Raw genomic sequence first — 1663 nt, forward strand, 5'->3', positions numbered from 1 at the left:
GCATGGTTAATTTTGGCTGCTGCCGACTTACCATTTTTAGTGATTTGTTCTAGTTTTTGGCGTTCTTCTTCGGTTAATGTCACTTTGTATCGTTTTGCTGACATACCTTTTTCCTTACTATTTTCTGTCCCTTTATTTTACCCGCCAAATTATCTTTGACTGTCTACTAGCAAGATGCGAATATGGGGAAAGGCGAGATAGAGGGCATCGCGATCGCCCATCGGTTGTGCCATTATTTTCATCCAGAGGCGCATCGCTCCCATAATGTCATTATTGTCCTGCAAGCTTAAGGCAAGGTAGTAAGAGGCATCGTCTGCCGCTGAATGATCTCCATATCGATCGAGCCAGTCTTGCCAAGCATTAAGACGTTCCCGATCTGTCATCTTTACATTGCGATCGAGGATTTCTTGACTGCGCACCTCATTACCAAAATAAGAACGTCCCCTTAAATCCCCATATTCGCGAAATCCCTTCACAAATTTTGACTGCGGATATTTCTCCACTATTCCCAAAAGTAAGAAATAAGCGTGCCAGCGCCTTGCTGAGTAATTTAATGTCCCAGCAAGATAGGTAAGGGGATAAAGTTCTGGCAAGTCATTCTCCAAAATATCTTGAAGGATTTCCGACGCTTGCTCGTCTCCATGCCGATCGAGTTCGGCGATCGCCCAGATCCGATCTTTGGCTTTTTCTTCATCTTTAGACTTGTCATTTGCTAAAGCCCAAAAGAAGTCAAGTCCAAAGGGCGTAATCTCTCCTGCCTTAATTTTGCCCAGACGTTCGACCAAAATACGCTCTCGGTCATCAATGGATTGTTTTTGGTATAAAGCGATCGCCTCGTTTATTTGGCTTTCTGTCGGATCTTGCAACTGCTCAAACTTCATCCATTCAGATGGCACTACAAAAGCCTTAGCTTCAGAATAGTACCTACCATAAATGGCTTCATATTCATGCAGATTTTCCAAAAAAAGATAGTTGAAACCATAGAATAGCGGAGAATCTCTAGGTTCCAGATTCGCTTTAGCTAAGGCGATCAACTCTGCTCTTACTTTAGGATCGTCCAAACCAAAATCCTTCTCCCAAGATGTAATCCGCCTCCCCCAATTGCCATATTCATCTTCAAAAAGTGATCTATAGCGGGCGTTCCAGCCGCTACCCATACGAGTAATCTTTCGCTTTATTTGTTGACGCAACCATATAGTCGTATAGGGTTTGCCAAGGCTGCGAATGCCTTCAACACCATACTGTTGTCGCATTCCTTCACCTAGACTGGCATAGTAGCTCAGTAGAGGATAGGCTTTTGCGCCGTAGCGTTTCCAAGCAGGATTTTTCCCCCATCTTCCCCGCATGATATCTTCGCGGACAGCTTGAACGATTTCTTGCCATTGCGGATCGAAGCGAAGGCGATCGCGCAGTACGTCATCAATTTCTAGTTGTGAGATCTCCTCAGGACTCAACGAATCCGCAATTTGAGACATTTCCGCAGGACTGGGAATTTTGTCAGTATGAGAATTAAAGATTCTTGCTGACTTAACCTCTAGTCCAAACAAGCAAACCGTTGCACATACTGACAAAATGTATAGATGTCGCCTTTGCATATCTATCTGGAAAAATTTATTTTTATTTTATTCTAATTAAGCAGTTAAGCATAATTAAAACCCTAAAA

1 protein-coding gene is annotated in these 1663 nt (G+C 43.1%); it reads right to left on the minus strand.

The window, feature by feature from the left end:
* Positions 1 to 149: 149 nt before the first annotated feature.
* Complete coding sequence (locus AC805_RS04135; RefSeq protein WP_197278624.1) at positions 150 to 1595, minus strand: hypothetical protein; 1446 nt, start codon at positions 1593 to 1595, stop codon at positions 150 to 152.
* Between the last annotated feature and the right edge of the window lie 68 nt (positions 1596 to 1663).

The sequence above is a fragment of the Pseudanabaena sp. 'Roaring Creek' genome, assembly GCF_001402795.1.
In the GTDB taxonomy this organism is placed as follows: Bacteria; Cyanobacteriota; Cyanobacteriia; order Pseudanabaenales; family Pseudanabaenaceae; genus Pseudanabaena.

Excerpts from the sequence above, each read along its gene's own strand:
- AC805_RS04135 (WP_197278624.1), bottom strand. The coding sequence starts at position 1,595 with ATGCAAAGGCGACATCTATACATTTTGTCAGTATGTGCAACGGTTTGC.